This window comes from Haloarcula sp. CBA1115 (assembly GCF_000827835.1).
In the GTDB taxonomy this organism is placed as follows: domain Archaea; phylum Halobacteriota; class Halobacteria; order Halobacteriales; family Haloarculaceae; genus Haloarcula; species Haloarcula hispanica.
The window spans coordinates 445,199-460,537 of the sequence record NZ_CP010529.1; the positions used below are offsets into that span (position 1 = coordinate 445,199).

General features: G+C 65.2%; 18 protein-coding genes. 11 read left to right on the plus strand and 7 right to left on the minus strand.

Going from position 1 to position 15,339, the window contains the following annotated elements:
* Positions 1-147: 147 nt before the first annotated feature.
* Positions 148-2,070: a beta-CASP ribonuclease aCPSF1 gene (locus SG26_RS02025; protein ID WP_050036711.1), complete on the plus strand. Its 1,923-nt coding sequence runs from the start codon at positions 148-150 to the stop codon at positions 2,068-2,070.
* 8 nt (positions 2,071-2,078) lie between these two features.
* Here the strand turns inward: SG26_RS02025 and SG26_RS02030 are convergent, their stop codons facing one another.
* Genes SG26_RS02030 through moaA form a run of 3 tightly spaced genes read right to left on the minus strand, consistent with a single transcriptional unit; the run spans position 2,079 to position 5,367 of the window.
* Positions 2,079-3,092: a bifunctional oligoribonuclease/PAP phosphatase NrnA gene (locus SG26_RS02030; RefSeq protein ID WP_014040683.1), complete on the minus strand. Its 1,014-nt coding sequence runs from the start codon at positions 3,090-3,092 to the stop codon at positions 2,079-2,081.
* Between the two features lie 55 nt (positions 3,093-3,147).
* A complete protein-coding gene (locus tag SG26_RS02035; protein WP_050036712.1) occupies positions 3,148-4,233 on the minus strand; it encodes a putative sulfate/molybdate transporter in 1,086 nt (361 codons plus the stop codon).
* A gap of 51 nt (positions 4,234-4,284) precedes the next feature.
* Positions 4,285-5,367: a GTP 3',8-cyclase MoaA gene (moaA, locus tag SG26_RS02040; RefSeq protein WP_014040685.1), complete on the minus strand. Its 1,083-nt coding sequence runs from the start codon at positions 5,365-5,367 to the stop codon at positions 4,285-4,287.
* A gap of 109 nt (positions 5,368-5,476) precedes the next feature.
* Between moaA and yqeC the strand changes: the two genes are divergently transcribed.
* A complete protein-coding gene (gene yqeC, locus SG26_RS02045; RefSeq protein ID WP_050036713.1) occupies positions 5,477-6,196 on the plus strand; it encodes a selenium cofactor biosynthesis protein YqeC in 720 nt (239 codons plus the stop codon).
* Between the two features lie 27 nt (positions 6,197-6,223).
* Here yqeC and SG26_RS02050 read toward each other — a convergent pair whose 3' ends face one another.
* Entirely contained in the window at positions 6,224-6,829 is a 606-nt protein-coding gene (locus SG26_RS02050; RefSeq protein WP_050036714.1) for a molybdenum cofactor guanylyltransferase, read from the minus strand.
* A 78-nt stretch (positions 6,830-6,907) separates the two neighbouring features.
* Between SG26_RS02050 and SG26_RS02055 the strand changes: the two genes are divergently transcribed.
* From SG26_RS02055 to SG26_RS21850, 6 genes are read left to right on the plus strand one after another with little or no spacing between them, the layout of a single operon-like run.
* On the plus strand, positions 6,908-8,680 hold the full coding sequence (locus tag SG26_RS02055) for an aldehyde ferredoxin oxidoreductase family protein (protein ID WP_050036715.1): 1,773 nt from the start codon (positions 6,908-6,910) through the stop codon (positions 8,678-8,680).
* Entirely contained in the window at positions 8,677-9,465 is a 789-nt protein-coding gene (locus tag SG26_RS02060) for a hypothetical protein (protein ID WP_050036716.1), read from the plus strand. Before SG26_RS02055 ends, SG26_RS02060 begins: the two co-directional genes overlap by 4 nt.
* A 48-nt stretch (positions 9,466-9,513) precedes the next feature.
* Positions 9,514-9,780 (plus strand): hypothetical protein, encoded by a 267-nt coding sequence (locus SG26_RS02065; protein ID WP_014040690.1) that lies wholly within the window; start codon positions 9,514-9,516, stop codon positions 9,778-9,780.
* Positions 9,777-9,920 (plus strand): hypothetical protein, encoded by a 144-nt coding sequence (locus SG26_RS21470; protein ID WP_004516231.1) that lies wholly within the window; start codon positions 9,777-9,779, stop codon positions 9,918-9,920. Before SG26_RS02065 ends, SG26_RS21470 begins: the two co-directional genes overlap by 4 nt.
* On the plus strand, positions 9,917-10,261 hold the full coding sequence (locus SG26_RS02070) for a hypothetical protein (RefSeq protein WP_174878659.1): 345 nt from the start codon (positions 9,917-9,919) through the stop codon (positions 10,259-10,261). The genes SG26_RS21470 and SG26_RS02070 overlap by 4 nt, the downstream gene beginning before the upstream one ends.
* A 44-nt stretch (positions 10,262-10,305) precedes the next feature.
* Complete coding sequence (locus tag SG26_RS21850; RefSeq protein WP_008313251.1) at positions 10,306-10,440, plus strand: hypothetical protein; 135 nt, start codon at positions 10,306-10,308, stop codon at positions 10,438-10,440.
* 60 nt (positions 10,441-10,500) lie between these two features.
* Here the strand turns inward: SG26_RS21850 and SG26_RS02075 are convergent, their stop codons facing one another.
* Positions 10,501-11,718: a hypothetical protein gene (locus tag SG26_RS02075; protein ID WP_050036717.1), complete on the minus strand. Its 1,218-nt coding sequence runs from the start codon at positions 11,716-11,718 to the stop codon at positions 10,501-10,503.
* Between the two features lie 96 nt (positions 11,719-11,814).
* On the opposite strand from SG26_RS02075, the gene SG26_RS21475 reads away from it, so the two are divergent.
* Genes SG26_RS21475 through SG26_RS02085 form a run of 3 tightly spaced genes read left to right on the plus strand, consistent with a single transcriptional unit; the run spans position 11,815 to position 12,465 of the window.
* The gene (locus SG26_RS21475) at positions 11,815-11,964 is read left to right on the plus strand and encodes a hypothetical protein (RefSeq protein WP_014040693.1); all 150 of its coding nucleotides are present in this window, start codon (positions 11,815-11,817) and stop codon (positions 11,962-11,964) included.
* Positions 11,964-12,239: a hypothetical protein gene (locus SG26_RS02080; protein WP_014040694.1), complete on the plus strand. Its 276-nt coding sequence runs from the start codon at positions 11,964-11,966 to the stop codon at positions 12,237-12,239. The genes SG26_RS21475 and SG26_RS02080 overlap by 1 nt, the downstream gene beginning before the upstream one ends.
* On the plus strand, positions 12,232-12,465 hold the full coding sequence (locus SG26_RS02085) for a hypothetical protein (RefSeq protein WP_050036718.1): 234 nt from the start codon (positions 12,232-12,234) through the stop codon (positions 12,463-12,465). Before SG26_RS02080 ends, SG26_RS02085 begins: the two co-directional genes overlap by 8 nt.
* An 8-nt stretch (positions 12,466-12,473) precedes the next feature.
* Here the strand turns inward: SG26_RS02085 and SG26_RS02090 are convergent, their stop codons facing one another.
* Both SG26_RS02090 and SG26_RS02095 read right to left on the minus strand, forming a co-directional pair.
* Positions 12,474-13,100, minus strand: a complete 627-nt coding sequence (locus SG26_RS02090) for a molecular chaperone (protein ID WP_014040696.1) — start codon at positions 13,098-13,100, stop codon at positions 12,474-12,476.
* Complete coding sequence (locus tag SG26_RS02095; RefSeq protein WP_050036719.1) at positions 13,097-15,232, minus strand: 4Fe-4S dicluster domain-containing protein; 2,136 nt, start codon at positions 15,230-15,232, stop codon at positions 13,097-13,099. Before SG26_RS02095 ends, SG26_RS02090 begins: the two co-directional genes overlap by 4 nt.
* Between the last annotated feature and the right edge of the window lie 107 nt (positions 15,233-15,339).

Below are 15,339 nucleotides of genomic sequence, written 5' to 3' on the forward strand. Positions count from 1 at the left end.
AAATTCGCCGGTTCCTGCCGAGACACGACCACACGATGACATACCGAGACAAGCAAAGGTTCTTTACCGTGCTTGCACTCCCGCTAGATAACGGCAGTCGAGAGCCGTGGTTTTACCGACGGCTATCGGGCCTCCATCTCCAAACTTATGAGTTCCGCAGACGAGACACTTGATCGAATCAAAGCACAGGTCGAAGAAGAGACACCGGACGACATCGAAATCGAATCCGTCGCGTTCGAGGGACCGGAACTGGTTATTTACACGCCGGACGCACAGACGGTCGCCAACCGCGACGGGATCGTCAGAAACCTCGCACAGACGCTGCGCAAACGCATCAACGTTCGCCCCACGCAGGAAGCACTCGTCCCACCGAACGAAGCCCGGGCTCGAATCACGCAGACGATTCCCGAGGACGCCGGCGTCCAGAACCTGGATTTCGACCGCCAGACCGGCGAAGTGTTCATCGAGGCCGAAAAGCCGGGACGAGTCATCGGCCGCCACGGGGCGACGCTGGACGATATTTCCGCCTCCGTCGGCTGGACTCCCGAAGTCGTCCGGACGCCGCCGATGGAGTCCTCGACCGTCTCGAACGTCCGGAACTACCTCAAGCAGGAACGCGAGGAACGACGGGACATCCTCCAGCGCGTCGGTCGCCAGATCAACCGCCCCACCACGAGCGACGAGGACTGGGTTCGACTCACTACGTTGGGCTGCTGTCGCGAGGTCGGGCGCGCCGCCTTCATCCTCTCGACGCCCGAGTCCCGCATCCTGATCGACTGCGGCGACAAGCCCGGTGCTGAGGGCGAGGTCCCGTACCTTCAGGCACCCGAAGCGCTCGCGGCGGGGCCGAACTCCCTCGATGCCGTCGTCCTGACACACGCCCACCTGGACCACTCCGCGCTCATCCCGATCCTGTTCAAATACGGCTACGACGGCCCGATTTACACGACAGCGCCGACACGAGACCTGATGGGCCTGCTCCAGCTGGACTACCTCGACGTGGCTTCGAAGGAAGGGCGGACGCCACCATACGAGAGCCAGCAAGTCCGTGACGCGCTGAAACACACGATTCCTCTGGAGTTCGGCAACGTCACCGACATCGCGCCCGATATCAAACTCACGATGCACAACGCCGGCCACATTCTCGGTTCGGCGGTGTGTCACTTCCATATCGGCGAGGGCCGCTACAATGTGGCCTTCTCCGGGGACATTCACTACAAGGACACCCGCCTGCTCGACGGCGCTGTCAACGACTTCCCGCGAGTCGAGACGCTCGTGCTTGAGTCGACCTACGGCGGGAAAAACGACTACCAGACCGACCAGTCCGACTCCGAACGGGTCCTCAGAGACGTCATCAACGAGGCCTACGAGAACGACGGCAAAATCCTGATTCCGGCGTTCGCCGTGGGTCGGTCCCAGGAACTCATGCTCGTCCTCGAAGAGGCGATGCGAAAGGGCGACATCCCGACGATGCCGGTGTACCTCGACGGGATGATTCGAGAGGCAACGGCCATCCACACCGCGTATCCGGAGTACCTCCGGGACGACCTCCGCCAGCGTATCCTGTACGAGGACGAGAACCCGTTCCTCGCCGAGCAGTTCGAGCAAGTCGACGGCGGCGACGAGATGCGACGCGACATCACCGACGAGGGGCCGGCCATCATTCTGACCACCTCCGGGATGGTCACTGGTGGCCCCGTTATGTCCTGGCTCCGACTGCTGGGCAGCGACCCGGACAACACGATGGCCTTTGTCGGCTATCAGGCCGAGGGGACGCTCGGTCGCCAGATCCAGCGCGGCCAGGACGAGATTACTATGGGCGATACGAGCGGGCCACGCGCCGAGCGGGTGAGCCTCAGACTCAACGTGGAGACGGTCGATGGCTTCTCCGGCCACGCCGACCGACAGGGGCTTGAGTCGTTCGTCGAGACGATGCACCCGCGACCGGAGAAAATCCTCTGTGTCCACGGCGACGCGTCCACGACGAACCAGCTGTCCTCGGCGCTGTACCAGAAGTTCAATATGCGGACGCACAACCCGAAGAACCTGGAAACGTTCCGCCTGTCCTGAACGGCGTCTCAGTCCTTTTCAGAGAGGTTCAGTCCGGCAAACAGCCGCGCCGAAATCACTTGCTCGACGATGTCGACGAGCACGGCGTCGTCGCTCGTGTAGTCGGCGAAAATGCCAAGCGGGACCTCGCCGCCGGCCATCTCTCTGTGACCACCCGCGCTCCCGACATCGCCCAGCGATGCGTCCAGAACGTCACCGATATTGATACGGGAGTCCGTTGACCGGGCGCTGAGCTGGATGGTGTCCTCGACAATGCCGAAGACAATGGCCGTCTCGACGCCCTCGAGCGTCGCCAGGTAGTCGGCCGCCTGCGGTAGTGCGTCCCGCTCCTGTGTCCGGCCGACGTGCGAGATTAACACCGAGCCTTTGACCGTCCGGTTCTCGATTGCGTCCGCGATGGCGTCGACGGTCGCACCACTGACTGATGGCGAGGAAAGCTGGCGCAACAGGTCCGAATCAGCCGCCGCTGTCAGGAAGCCGGCCGCCCCGTGCTCGTCTGTCGTCACGCCGCGCAGGAAGCCCAGCGTCTCGCGTCGAATGGCAAACAGTAGCGCCGTCGCCAAGCGGTCGTCGAGTTCGATGTCGAGGTCCCGCAGGTACTCGGTCAGTATCGTCGCCGTCGCCCCGATTTCTACCCGGTGATCGACGAACCGGGCGCTGATATCCTCGGCGGGATGGTGGTCGATAACGATGTCGACCGAGACGTCTTCGGGGACCCGGTTGTTCGCCCCCGGAATCGAGTGGTCGACGAAGGCGAGCAATTCCGAGGATTCCCGGTCGGTCACGTCGGCTGCATCGAACTCCTGGATGTCCATCTCCAGCAGATTGACGAACGAGCGGTTCTGCTGGTGTGAGATCTCGCCGCTGTAGAGGATGCGTCGCTCGTCGATGCCGACGGCGGCCGCGATGCGACCGAGTGCGAGCGCGCTGGCCAGGCAGTCGGGGTCGGGGTTGTTGTGACAGACGATGGTGAGTGACTCCGCCTCTCCGAGCAAGTTTTCGAGTTCCGTTGCGGGGCGCATCTATCAGTCGACCCTTCGGGCTCCTGATACAAGCGTGTGGGGGCCAGCCGCTGAGTCACAACTGGGTGCGCAGTTGCTGGACGAGGACGCCGACGACGAACGCGAGACCGAGGTTGACGAGTACGCCGAGGACGCCGATTGCCGCGACGACCGCCAGGTCGTCCGTTTTGGAAACGCCGGTCCAGCCCAGTTGGAGCGCGATTAGTACCAGAATGACCCCGAGCAGCGCCGTCGGGTAGGCCGCGATGACGCCGACGGCGAGGAACGCAGTCAAGACGTAGCCCGCGCCGAGTAGCAGGTTCGCGCCGGGCGTTCTGGCACCGAAGGCGTACTTTCCGGCGACGCCGCCGCTCCCGTGACACATCGGGAACGCGCCGAACGGGACCGCGGCGAGGTTCATCAGCCCCATGCTGTTCGAGAGCTGGTCCGCGGACACGTCCCGATCGAAGTAGTCTGCAAGCAGGACTGACGTGGCGAGGGCGGCGTTGCCGACGGTGACTGCAATCTGGGCGAGGACGGCCTCTGCCGTTTGCACCGACAGTGTCATGCGTGGAAGCATGAACATGGCGTCGACAGCGGGGACGGCCGGCGTCGGTACGCCGGTCTCCGCGAGGGCGAGAACGACGCCGAGGACGAAGACGGCGAAGGCGCTCTGCCCACTGTAGCCCAGAAGTGCGAAGAGGGCCACAAGGCCGACGGCAACGACCAGGAGTGTTGGGTCGCTGAGCCCGAGACCGACGCCCGTCTCCAGCAAGACCAGCGCGACGCCGAGTTGGACCCCCCGGACCACGGTGTCGTCGACGTACCGATTGACCGTCCCGAGCGACCGCGTGGTACCGAGTACGAGCAGGATGCCCGCCAGCAGGAGCCCCGCAACGACGAGTTCGCCGGTGGAGATAGTCCCGGCGATGACCAGCGCGGCGAAGGCCTTCATCGGCTCGACCGATATCGGGACGCCGTAGTACAGCCCCCAGACGACCTGAAAAACGCCGAACCAGACGAGCATGACCGGGAGCGAGAGCTCCGTCAGCACGGCGACGGCCACGACGACCGGGAGCACCGTCGCGGAGTCCCCGACAGCGCCGGTGAGTTCGTTCCACGACAGTGAAATCGCGGTTCGGTCGCGGAGCGGGAGACTCATCCTGGCCGGTTTTCACGATGGAACAGTAAGAGCGCTTGCCCGCGGCGACCGCTACTCCGAGTACTCGTAGGGCGCACGGTCCCCGTCGGTGTCGATGTACTCCTCGTTTATCTCCCACTCGCCGTCCTCGGTTTCAATCATGTACTCGCCGTAGTAGGGGACGCGAGTGTCGACCGTCTCGCGGAACGCGGCGCGCATCGACTCTTTGGTCGTGCCGATGTCACGCAGGTCATCGTTGCGGTTCAGACAGCCCTTGAGGTAGCCGTCGTGGGTGAGCCGCACGCGATGACAGTTCGCACAGAAGTTCTCGTTGCCGACTGGGTCGACGATTTCGACCATCCCGCTGTTCTGGTTGTTGACCGGTTCCGTCTGAACGCCGCCGTCGGACGCGGCCAGCGAGGTGGTCGCGCCGCTCCCTTCGACCGCCGCCTCGGTGCTGTGTATCCAGTAGCGCTTGCGGTCGTGCATCTCCCGGTGTTCAACCGTGTCCGCGCGGTCTTCGAGCCAGTCGTGGACGCGGTCGATGTCGATGGCCCACTCCGGATGGCCGGCCAGTTCCGGCATGTACTCGATGAGCTGGAGCTGGAGCCCGGGGTTCTCGGCGACGTGGTCGACCATCTTCGGGACGTAGCCTGCGGTCGGCTCGAACACGACCATGTTGAGCTTCACCGGCGCGAGGCCGGCGTCCAGCGCCGCTTCGACGCCTTCGAGGACGCGGTCGTAGGCCCCGCTCTGTGTCAGCTCGGCGAAGGCCTCGCTGTCGAGCGCGTCCTGCGAGACGTTGACCCGCTCAAGGCCCGCGTCGACGAGGTCCGGGGCGCGGCCGGGGAGGAAGGTGCCGTTGGTCGTCATCGACACCTCCATCTCGTCGGGGGCGCGCCGGACGATTTCCTCTAAGTCCTCCCGGAGCATCGGCTCCCCGCCCGTGAACTTCACCGAGTCGACGCCGAACTCGGCGGCGACTTCGAGGAAGGCCACGATGGTGTCGGCAGTGAGTTCGTCGTCCTGTGCCTCCATCGGGCCCCGTGTGTCGCCCAGCCCCTCATTGTGGCAGTAGACGCAGTCGAAGTTACACCGGTCGGTCAGGGAGACGCGGACACCGGAGACCTCGCGACCGAAGTCGTCTTCGAGCATTTCCTTGCTAACTGTTCACAGCACAACCTCTTAAATGGCGTGACTGGTCCGGTTCCGTCGTCGCGCGCACCAGGGTAACGATTAATTCGGCGACTGCCGTGCACTGCGTATGAACATCGTCGATGCGCTGGACGCGCGGCGGGGAACGACCTGTTTCGTCGGCGCTGGGGGGAAGAAGACGACGATGGCAGCGCTCGCAGCGCGACTAGAACACGCCGTCGTCACCGCGACGGTTCGGATTCCGATTTTCGACGGGTGGGTCGAGGACGTTGTCGTGACGGAAACCCCACGGACAGCCATTGACGAGGCGTCTGCGTGGCCGCTGGGCGTCGTCCCGACACAGGAGCGGCCGGACCGCTACCGCGGCTACGACCCGGAAACCGTCGCCGACCTGGCAGACGTCGACCACCCGATTCTGGTGAAAGCCGACGGCGCGCGGATGCGTGAGTTCAAAGCACCGAGCGACCGGGAGCCACAGCTACCCCCGACCGCATCGACGGTCGTTCCCATCGCCAGCGCGCACGTCGTCGGCGAACCCCTGACCGACGACATCGTCCACCGCGTCGACGAGGTAGCCGCGATTACCGGGCTCGATCCTGGCGACGAGATTCGACCACAGGATGTCGCCGCGGTCCTCGCCCACGAACAGGGCGGGCTGAAAGACATCCCTCCCGACGCGACCGAGATTCCGCTACTCAACATGGTCGACGACGAGAGACTCGAAACGAACGCGCGGGCTGTCGCCGAGGGGATTCACGACCGCGCCGACGTGCCACGCGTGGTGCTCGCGGAAATGCGAGCCGACGACCCACTGGTGGCAGTCGTCTGAGATCGAGCCGACACCGGCACCGCTTGTTCAAAATCGTTTGCCAGCGGCCTCGAACTCTTCGCGGGTATTGAGGTTGTTGAACGTATCAAGTGAGGTGCATTCGAGTATCTCTTCGCGTTCGACGACGACGTAATCGAGGTCGAACAGCGGTTCGACGACTTTGTGCTCGCCGCGTTCCAGCGCTCGCTGGCAGGCCGCCTGCATTGCCTCGGCGTGGTACACCGCCTGTGTCGTCTGGAACCACTCGTCCGGGCGCGGCACCGCGGCCTCGTGGGACGCTGCCCGCTCGAACAGATAGTCGAGGAACGCGGGATCGACGAAAGGCATATCACAGGCCACCACGGCGGCGTACTCGCTATCGACGGCCCCCAAACCGGTTGCGATGCCCGCCATCGGCCCCTGATCGGGGTCCTCGTCGAGCGCGAACGTCGGGTCGAGGGTGTGGCCCGACAGCGCCGCGTCGATGGCCTCGACCTGGTCCTCGCGGCAGTTCACGACGAGTTCGTCGACGACCTGTCCCAGTCGGTCGGCGACGCGGCGAATCATCGGCGTCCCCGCGAGGTCGGCGACGGCTTTGTCGCTGTCGCCGAACCGCGTCGACCGACCGCCCGCAACGATGACACCTGCGCGCATACCCTGCCTTCTCGGGTCTGGCAGAAAGGTGCTTGGTGCTGTGGGTAATCCTTTAGTCGACAGACGGAAGAGTGAGGTATGATGACAGTAGCCAATCGGGGCCGGATGCTCCACGTCGACCTGTCGTCGGCATCGGTCGAGAGCTGTCCGGTTCCGGAGGCCTGGCGTCGCCAGTTTGTGGGCGGCAAGGGACTCGGCGCTCGGTACCTGTACGACAAACTCGACGCAGGCACCGACCCGCTAGGCCCCGAGAACGTCCTGTTGTTCATGCTCGGGCCGGTCTCCGGGCTGCTCCCCGGCGAGACACGCTACGCGGCGGTCACGAAGTCGCCCCTGACTGGCGGCTTCCTCGACTCCTATGCGGGCGGGACGTTCCCGGACACGCTGGCCGGCGCGTTGCAGGACCACACCGGGATTCTTGTCACCGGGCGCGCTTCGGAGCCGGTCAAACTCGTCGTCGAGGCCGACGGCGCGACGGTCGAACCCGCCGAGACGTGGGGGCAGGATACAGCCGAAACCGACGCAGCGTTCCCCGAGGCTGCGGTGGCGTGTATCGGCCCGGCGGGCGAGCAGGGCGTCGCGTTCGCGACTATCGCTTCTGACGGCGGCGAACACCACGCGGGGCGGGGCGGTGCCGGAACAGTGATGGGCGCAAAACGGCTGAAAGCCGTCGTCGTCCGCGGTGAGCCGCCGACGGACCTCGCGGAGCTACGGGAGCAGTACGCCAAGCGGTACCGCGAGGGCGACACCGGACAGTGGCTCAACGCCAGCGGGACCGTCGAAACGGTCGACTTCGCCAACGAGATCGGCGCGCTCTCGACGCGCGGCTGGGAAGACGGCCAGTTCGAGGGAGCCGACGGGGTCGGTATCGAAGCCGTGCAGGAACTCGCCGCGGGGCGGGAGTACGACGACGATGCTAGCCCCGGCGGGTTCCGCGTCCAGACGGAGGACGGCGAAACCGTCCCGCGCGGGGCGACGGCGATGAGCCTTGGGGCCGGGCTTGGCATCGACGACTTCGACGCCGTGGCGACGCTGGGCGAGACATGCAACCGACTGGGGCTCGACCTCATCAGCGCCGGAAGCGCCGTCGCGTGGGCTATCAAAGCCGGCGACGCCGGCCTGCTTGCGGAATCGCTCGATTACGGGAGTCCTGACGACGCGCGAGCGCTCCTCGAAGAAATCGTCGCGCGGGAGTCGACGCTCGGCGACGCTCTGGCCGACGGCGTTGACGCGGCCTCGGCCCGTCTAGGCGGGGACGACCTCCTGCCGACGGTCAAGGCTATGGAACTGCCCGCGTACGACCCCCGCGGCGCACGGAGCATGGCACTGGCGTACGCGACCAGCGACCGCGGGGCCTGTCATCGGCGGGCGCTCCCCATCGAGCGGGAAGCCTTCGACTCCGATTGGGACCCGGAGCGGGCGGCCGCGGCCGTCATCCGCGAACAGGACCAGCGCTCGGTGCTGTGGTGCCTCGTCGTCGACGACTTCGTCGGCGACGCCTTCGAAGACCTCGGCGCGGAGTGGCTCGACGCTATCGGCCTGGACACGGACGGCGACCTCGCGACGGTCGGCGAGCGGGTCTGGACGCTCACGCGCCTGTTCAACGTCCGGGAGGGCGTTTCCCGAGCCGACGACGAACTCCCGGCAAAGCTGCAGGAACCGCTTGATTCTGGCCCGAACGCTGGCGCGGCAATCGACACCGAGTCGTTCGACGCGATGCTCGACGAGTACTACAGCCAGCGCGGCTGGGACGCCGACGGCCGGCCCACCCCCGAGACAATCGAGCGACTCGGCCTCGCGGACGCCGTCGACCAATCGACACGACCAGCGGACACGACACTCGGAGAATGACAGACGAAATCGACCTCGACGAACTCGACGTACAGGACGACGAGGAGACGCCGAACCGGGGCGACTGGTTCTGGAGTGGTGATGGCGACCCCGAAGACGAACCCGACTCCGGAGCGACTGGGACCGAATCGGTACGGCCCGACAGCGATACCGAGGCTGAGAGTCCCGGCGCGGCCACAGATACGGGTCCTGCTTCGGACACTGGTGTCGAAGGGAATGGCGGAGATACCGCCAGCGCAGACCCCGGAGGCCAAGCGGTCCCCCACGTCCCGCGGGAGAACAAGGACAAGCCGGTCGGTATTCCGACAGACAGCGGCGGCGCGGGCGGCGCGGCCGCGACCGACACAGACCCGGCCTCGAACGTCGCCGAGGACCCCGCTGCCGGCGAGGAACCCGTCGAAGCGAGCGGTCCCCACGGCGGCGGCATCGACGACATGACGATGGCTGTGACCTACGACGCGGCCCGGCAGTTCGCCGATCCGCAACTGGTCTTCCGCGAGGCGCGGGCGTGGGCCGACTGGGTCGGTATCGTCGGCGACGTCGACGCCTTCGTCATCAACAAGTTCCAGCGTGACCACGGCATCGATGCCGACTTCTTCAGCGGCGCGGGTCAGGAACCGGCCGAACGCCTCGCCGACATCGGCGAGCACTCGATGTTCTACGCCGAGCGGATGGTCCTCGTCGGCCGTCCGGACGACGAGCCCATCGCCGACCGGACGGGCTGGGAGTTCATCCCGCTCGCCGACGCCGCAGAGAAGGCGGAGTGGGAACTCGCTGACGAGTGACGCCCTATATTTATAATGCTTGCTGGTCATTGTCATACACGAACGACAATGACACTCCGAACCGCGGTCCACCAGTCGAAGATACTCACGTTCGTGGTACTGGGGGCCTTCGTCTGGCTCTTATTGACACTGTTCGAAGTACTGTCGACCATCAACTTCGCGACCGGAACAGCGACGTTCGTCGGTCAGAACGCGCTGGGCGGTCTCGCCGGAGTGCTTGTGCTGACTATCGTCCTCGGGGCGCTCGTGGTTCTGTACTCCGAGATAACCGAGTCAGACCCGGCCCCGCAGTCGTGGCCCCCGTCGGAAGAATGACGTACTACAGTTGCGAAGAATGCGGCCAGATGATAGACCTCTCGGCGTTCGAGGGGCAGCCGCGCCGGCAGGACTGTCCGGTATGTGAGGAGACGACGCTGTGGACGCCCGAGTTCGAGGGTGAAGGGGTGTCGTTTTGACACTCGCTTTCGAGGTGAGCGACCGCCTGTACGAGGCCGCTCAGGAGTGGGCCGACCGGCGGTTGGAGGACATCGACGAAGCGATGGAAACGAAAGTCGAGCAGGCGTTGCTGGAGATCGAACACCTCGTCTCACAGTCCCACGACGTGGCGTTCGAGGTCGACGGCCGCGAGGTACGGTACGAACCGACAGAAGAACTGGCCGCGTTGCTCCGTCGGCAGGCCGAGGAGAGCGGAATCGACGAGAGTACCGTGCTGAAGATGCACGTCGACCTCTACGCGAACGCGTTCCTCGACGAAGTCTCGGACGAGCAGAAACCGCCGGGAACGCCGTCTGAGTGACGGCACCAAAACTTAAGCCCGGCCACTACGACAGATGATATACAATGGCACACGAAGAGAGTGAGTGGAAACCGAAGGGTGCGACAGAGACGTTCAACGACTTCGAGGTCTGGGACCACGGCGTCTGGCCGGGCGACGTGAACCAGAACGACACGACGACGGACGACGACGAGGAGTGACCCGCTGCCGGCGTCAGGTTCGTACTGTTTTCGTGGCCCCTCTCTACATGCGAGCGACAGCTACGGGGCCGGGAAGACCCGTTTGTCACGCGGCGGGACGTAGAAGTTCGAGCGTGACGCAACCTCGATGAATTCCAGCAGGCCGTTGTTCTGTCGATCCCGGAGTTCCTCGTGTTCCTCCCGGAGCCACCACCCGTTCATCGCGTCCCGGACTTCCTCGAAGTCACGCGGGCGTTCCTGTAACGAGAGGAAGTGAATCCCGGCCTGGCCGCCGTCAATCGTGTTGAAATCGCGCCGGAGGACAATCGGCTCCCCGTCCTTGCGGGCGCGGGCCACCTTCTCGAAGTGGCCGACCTCCCCCTCTGTGCTCGCGTGCTCGCGGACCATGTCGGCGAAGGGGAGGGTACCTCTATCGATGTCCTCCGGCGAGAACTCCGCCGAGAACAGTCGCTTGACGCGGTCGGACTGGGCGAGTTCCCACCAGTTGTCGAAGGCCTCGTTGATTCGTGAGAGGTGTATCGTCGTCCCGCCGGCGTACGGGCCGTCGTCGATGGTGACGCGGTCCTCGCTGGCCTGCGTCCCGGCCCGGCCGGCGAAAAAGCCCGAGAACATATACGACTCCTCGGGGATGTCGGCGGGGACGCCCTCCGCGTCGGCGTGGGCCGCCGGGAGCCCCTCGCCGATGAAGCCGCCGCGGCGGTCGGCGACGGAGAACACGTCGCCGAGTCGACCCTGAATCTCCGCGTCCGCGAGCGTCGGCCGCGTGTCGAACATCGCCGACTCGGCGGCCGCGAGGTGCGAGGGAACGTCGCTCGCGAGGACGAGCATCGCGTCGAAAGACTGCAGGTCGGGGTTGTCCGTCCGGGAGAGGACTCGCGGGCTGCGTATCGGGGACGAATCGAGCGACCCGTAGGTGTCGAAGTAGCTCGTCCCCCAGCCGAGCATATGCAGGAGCCCCGAACTGGTGAACTCGTAGGCGTCTTCCAGTGTTCGCATCGCTAGCTCGACAGTCTCCGCGGCAGAATCCGACGGTGACCCGTCGAGGTCGAGCATGAACAGACGGAAATGACGTGGCAACAGGTCGTTGCCGGCGGCGTCGCTCCGGAGGCGCGCGTTCCAGGCGTGTTGCCGTCTCGGGAGTTCGTCGGCTCGGGGGTTCGGGTCGAGGTCACCCGTCGGCGACTCCGCTTGCCTGGCCAGCAGGGACGAACACCCGCTGAGACCGGCTGCTCCGGAGAGTGCGGAGAGTCGAAGCAGCAGCCCTCGGCGCGAGTTCATGGTATGATATCACAAGGGTAGGTCTGCGTGGAGAAAAACGTTGTCTCAAGGGAACAGGTCGCAACGGTTTTTACTTGACATTCCGTACCATATACCATGTTAACTATACTCATACACTCGGAATCGGGACTCACCCTCCCGTTTCCACCCGATATGGGCACGGCGGTCCTCGGTGTCGGACTGGTCGTCCTCGCCGTCGTCACGTACGATATCTATCAGCAGCACTGGACCGGGGAGGGAACCTGATGGCCACCGAACAATCGGACTCCCGGCTGACAGCCGTCTCGCTCCTCGGATATCTTCGAATCCTGGTCTACACTCTCGCTACGCTGCTGGCGCTGTCACTGCTTGTCGTCGGAACGATCGGACTCATCGCCGAGCTCAAGGGGAGCTGGCACTGGGAGATTCACCTCAAATCGACTATCAGCTACATCGGCCTGTTCGTCAGCCGGCTGCTGATCGTTCTCGTCCCGCTGTTCGTGGTCCTCGTCGTCGGTCGGCGGGTGGTGCCCGATGCGTGAGCGACTGCGTGTGAACCCCTTCGGCGTCGTCGCGGCGGCGTCAGTCACGCTCCTCTGCGTGCTGGTCGCGGGCGCGGGAGCCGTCGCAGTCGTCGCACGGTCGGTCAACTCCTGGCGGTCGCTCTTTTTCATGGAACAGACGATGGCGTTCCTGCTGCCCGCGGTGAAGGTCCTGCTGGTCGTCGGCCTCATCGCAAGCACGGGCCTCGTGCTCCGTATCCGGTAGCCGCCCTGCTAGCCGATCTGCGCGACGATCTCGTCCTCGAAGCGGACCAGCCCCTCACAGATGAGCGCCGCCGCGAGGAACAGCCCCTCGTCGGCTTCCTCGCGCATCTCGTCGGCGAAGTCGATGACCCACTCGCTGAGGTGTTGCTCGATGAACACCCGCTCGTAGCCGACGGTCTCCTCGTCGCCCTCGCGCTGGCGCTCGATGAGATACCGCAGGAACGCCAGCTCGACGGCGATGAAGTCGTCCTCTTCGGGGTAGTCCTCGGGCGGTGCCCAGCCTGCCGCACCGTAGCTGGCATCGACTTCGGCGAGCCCCTCGCCGATGAACTCCGTGTCCTCGCGGTAGTTCGTCTCGTGGGGCAACACCGGCGGCCGCGGGCCGACGAGCAGGTCCGTGTACTCCCGTTCGAGTTCGTCCTGCACGTCCGAGACCGACCGGTCAGTGTTGTCGTCTATCCACGCCTGCAGCATCTCGAAACCCTCGTCCAGCTGGTCGTTGATGGAGTCCTCCGGCAGTTGAACCTCGCCGCTCAACAGCCGCTCGACGAACGCCTCTTCGGGCACGTCCCAGAACACGTCGATGACGAAGTCCACCAGTTCGAGGCGGGCCTCGTAGACAGCCGCGTCGTTCATCGTTTCTCCCCCTGGTCGAACAGCAGGCGACTCCGACAGTCGCTGCAGTACTCGAAGACGCTGTGGTCGGCGTCGGGGGCCAGCCCCTCGACCCGGTCGCCGACCTCCGCCTCGATCTTGTCGGCGGAGGCGACGCTGGTGAACGGTTTGCCACAGCGAACGCATTCCAGCATATCGCCCTCGTGGACGGTCACCCAGGCCTCGCCGTCGCGGTTCTCGGGGAGCAAGGAGAGGTCGAGCCCGTCGCGCATCGTGATCGCCGTCTCCGGACAGCCCTCCTCACAGAGGCCGCAGTTCACGCAGTCCGCGTGGTTGAACGCCAGTTCGCCCTTGCCGGTTCGCTTGATAGCGTCAGTCGGGCAGAGGTTCGTGCAGGTCGGCGTCAGCGTACACGCGTCGTTGACGTCCATGACGCCGAAGTCCTTCAGCCCGCGGATCACCTCGCGTTCGGGCTCGACGTGGTCGAGAATGGTTCGGACACTCTCTAAGGTCCAGCCGTGGCTGTCGAAGTCGGGATTGGGGCGGGGCTCCTCGCGGTCGGTGTCGCTGCGGCCGGTCGCCTCGTAGTCGCCAGCCGGAATCGGCGTCTCGTCGAGGCCGAACTCGACGAAGCCAGACAGCGATTCGACGAAGGCTTGGGGGTTGCCGGCCTCCGGCGCGAAGAAGCCGACCCGGTCGCCCAGGCCCAGATCGGTCGTCGCCTGATTGAGCCGGTCGACCAGCTCCTGCTTGGGGTCCGGGCCAGAGTGGAGGCAGGAGCCGCCACAGCCGACGATGGCGACGCCGTCCGCGCCGGCCGCCAGCGCGTGCATGACGTGTGCTTCACCGACCGTGTCCGTGCAGTTGACCTGCACCGGGAGAATCGGTGGGTAGTCGAGATCGCCCGATTGGACGGCTTTGCGTCCGTGTGCGCGGAGCCGTTCGGCGGCGTACTCCGAGCAGACGAACGCGATGACCTGCGTGTCGATACCTGCGCTGTCGCCACGCGAGAGTAGTCCCTCGTCCGTGTCGTCTTCCAGCAGCGCCTCGACTTCGCGCGCAAGCCGCCGGTTCGAGGGCTCGCGGAGCTGTGTCGCGCCCGTCGGACAGGAACTCGTACAGGCCCCGCAGTTCTCGCAGGCTGCCTCGTCGAACTCGACTGAATCGATAGTGGGCCGGTCGACCGCGCCGTGGGGACAGGCGTCTACGCAGGCCGTACACCCCTCCTGGCTAGATGCCCCGGCGGCACAGACGTCCATATCGAGGTCGAGGAACTGCGGCTTCTCGATGCCGCCCAGTTGCGATTCGACGGCGGCGATGGTTCCGGCGTCGACGGGACCCGTATAGAAGCCAAGCCGGCCACCGCGGGCGTTGTCCCGGCCGCCGGGGTAGATGACCTGGTCGACTTCGACGGTGTGGGTGACGCCGTCCAGATCGATAGCGTCGGTCGGGCAGATGTTCGTCCATTCGCCGTCGGGCGCGTCGGGGTGAATATCGACAGGGAACTCGATCACCATTCCGTCCGGCCCCTCTCGAACGCAGTCCATGCAGTCGATGCAGTCGTCGGTGACGCGGGCTTCCAGCGTGAGTTCGTACTCGCCGTAGGAGCCATCGATGTCGACGACGCGGCCGCGCTCCATCGTCACGTCGCCGAGCCCTTCCACGTCCGCGAAGTCCCGCCCGTCCGCAACGAACGTCACGTCGGCGCCGTCGGTCAGTGACCGCGCTGCTTCCGGATCACCAACGACGGCGACGCGGTTCCCGGCGTCTTTCGACACCGTCCGCGACGGCGCTTCCTCGCGGAGGCCGGCCCGCTTTGCATTGATGAGACGGGCCGTCTTGTCGGTGGCCGCGGCCCCGTCGTGGACCCAGGCGTTGGTTTCCCGGTGGTCGACGAACACCGACGCCTCGGGGTGAAGGCCGTGTTCGTCGGCGAGCCCGCGGATGCGCTCCTGACACGACGGTTCCGGTGTCGTCGCGATGACCTGATCGAGATCGTACTCCTCAATGACCTGTGACATCCCGGCCAGGCCGTCCTGACAGAGCAGTTCGGAACTGGCCACGACGTCGACATCGCTGACACCGTCCCGTACCGCTTCGAGGTCGATATCGCACGATCCCCCACAGGAACACACGAAGGCGCCCGTGTTCATTAATCATGCAAAACCCTGTCCCGGTAATAGACCTTGCGGAGTGTTCACACATCTATTCATGAATACAACCCCAAATATTTGGCCGGGTGGAAAATTTCATGAATTAT

Bases quoted from the DNA above. Each gene is read 5' to 3' on its own strand.
- yqeC (WP_050036713.1), top strand. From the start codon at position 5,477: ATGAACATCGTCGATGCGCTGGACGCGCGGCGGGGAACGACCTGTTTC.
- SG26_RS02065 (WP_014040690.1), top strand. From the start codon at position 9,514: ATGACACTCCGAACCGCGGTCCACCAGTCGAAGATACTCACGTTCGTG.
- SG26_RS21470 (WP_004516231.1), top strand. From the start codon at position 9,777: ATGACGTACTACAGTTGCGAAGAATGCGGCCAGATGATAGACCTCTCG.
- SG26_RS02090 (WP_014040696.1), bottom strand. From the start codon at position 13,100: ATGAACGACGCGGCTGTCTACGAGGCCCGCCTCGAACTGGTGGACTTC.
- SG26_RS21475 (WP_014040693.1), top strand. From the start codon at position 11,815: ATGTTAACTATACTCATACACTCGGAATCGGGACTCACCCTCCCGTTT.
- SG26_RS02030 (WP_014040683.1), bottom strand. From the start codon at position 3,092: ATGCGCCCCGCAACGGAACTCGAAAACTTGCTCGGAGAGGCGGAGTCA.
- SG26_RS02060 (WP_050036716.1), top strand. From the start codon at position 8,677: ATGACAGACGAAATCGACCTCGACGAACTCGACGTACAGGACGACGAG.
- SG26_RS02075 (WP_050036717.1), bottom strand. From the start codon at position 11,718: ATGAACTCGCGCCGAGGGCTGCTGCTTCGACTCTCCGCACTCTCCGGA.
- SG26_RS02055 (WP_050036715.1), top strand. From the start codon at position 6,908: ATGATGACAGTAGCCAATCGGGGCCGGATGCTCCACGTCGACCTGTCG.
- SG26_RS02050 (WP_050036714.1), bottom strand. From the start codon at position 6,829: ATGCGCGCAGGTGTCATCGTTGCGGGCGGTCGGTCGACGCGGTTCGGC.
- SG26_RS02095 (WP_050036719.1), bottom strand. From the start codon at position 15,232: ATGAACACGGGCGCCTTCGTGTGTTCCTGTGGGGGATCGTGCGATATC.
- SG26_RS02025 (WP_050036711.1), top strand. From the start codon at position 148: ATGAGTTCCGCAGACGAGACACTTGATCGAATCAAAGCACAGGTCGAA.
- SG26_RS02080 (WP_014040694.1), top strand. From the start codon at position 11,964: ATGGCCACCGAACAATCGGACTCCCGGCTGACAGCCGTCTCGCTCCTC.
- SG26_RS21850 (WP_008313251.1), top strand. From the start codon at position 10,306: ATGGCACACGAAGAGAGTGAGTGGAAACCGAAGGGTGCGACAGAGACG.
- moaA (WP_014040685.1), bottom strand. From the start codon at position 5,367: ATGCTCGAAGACGACTTCGGTCGCGAGGTCTCCGGTGTCCGCGTCTCC.
- SG26_RS02035 (WP_050036712.1), bottom strand. From the start codon at position 4,233: ATGAGTCTCCCGCTCCGCGACCGAACCGCGATTTCACTGTCGTGGAAC.
- SG26_RS02085 (WP_050036718.1), top strand. From the start codon at position 12,232: ATGCGTGAGCGACTGCGTGTGAACCCCTTCGGCGTCGTCGCGGCGGCG.